The organism is Mycobacterium sp. 852002-51971_SCH5477799-a, assembly GCF_001667145.1.
Lineage (GTDB): Bacteria > Actinomycetota > Actinomycetes > Mycobacteriales > Mycobacteriaceae > Mycobacterium.
Map to the genome: position 1 here is coordinate 1 of NZ_LZIF01000071.1, position 1,114 is coordinate 1,114.

The 1,114-nt window shown below is 66.0% G+C and carries 1 protein-coding gene; it reads left to right on the forward strand.

What is annotated here, in order from left to right; translation table 11 throughout:
* On the forward strand, positions 1-1,114 hold a 1,114-nt coding region (locus A5753_RS07770; RefSeq protein ID WP_156655999.1), incomplete at both ends, for an AMP-binding protein.

The following is a 1,114-nucleotide window of genomic DNA, read 5'->3' on the forward strand; positions in this document are numbered from 1 at the left end:
GTGGGGTTCCCGATCGCCGGGCGCCGTGACCCTGCGCTCGATGAGTTGGTGGGTTTTTTCGTCAACACGTTGGTGTTGCGGGTGGATGTGGGCGCCGATCCCACCGTTGGTGAGTTGTTGGCTCAGGTGCGGGCGCGCAGTTTGGCCGCCTATGAGCATCAGGATGTGCCGTTTGAGGTGCTAGTGGAGCGGCTGAATCCGGTCCGGTCGTTGACCCATCATCCGTTGGTGCAGGTCATGCTGGCCTGGCAGAACTGGCAAGACGCTGATCCCGCCGCCGGGGTGGCCTTGGGGGAGGTGCAGGTCACGCCGTTGCGGGCCGATACCGACACCGCGCGCGCGGATTTGACGTGGTCGTTGGCCGAACGCTGGACCGAGGCTGGTGAGCCCGCCGGCATTGGCGGGCAGGTGGAGTTCCGCACCGATGTGTTTGATGTGGCCAGCATTGAGGTGTTGGTGGAGCGGTTGCAGCGGGTGGTGTTGGCGATGACCGCGGATCCAGCGCGGCGGCTCTCGTCGGTGGATGTGTTGGGTGTTGGTGAGCGTGCCCAGTTGGAGGGGTGGGGTAATCGGGCGGCGTTGATGTCCCCGGTTGTGCAGCTGGGTGTCTCGGTGTCGATTCCGGCGGTGTTCGCCGCGCAGGTGGCCCGGGCTCCGGAGGCGGTGGCGCTGAGTTTTGAGGGCGAGTCGTTGACGTATCGGCAGCTTGATGAGGCCTCGAATCGGTTGGCGCATTTTCTGGTGGGTCAGCGGGTGGCTGCCGGTGATCGGGTGGCGTTGTTGTTGCCTCGGTGCGCTGAGGCGATCGTGGCGATTTTGGCGGTGCTCAAGACCGGGGCGGCTTATGTGCCGATCGACCCGGTGGTGCCCGCGGCGCGCATCGAGTTCTTGCTCGGTGATGCCGCACCCGTTGCGGCGATCACCACCGGCGCGCTGGCCGAGCGTCTCGACGGCCATGACGTGGCGGTCATCGAGGTGGGCGATCCGCGTATTGCGGCCCAGCCCAGCGCCGCGTTGCCCGCACCGGCGCCCGATGACATCGCGTATCTGATTTACACCTCGGGCACCACCGGAGTCCCCAAAGGCGTTGCCGTCACCCATCACAACGTGATCC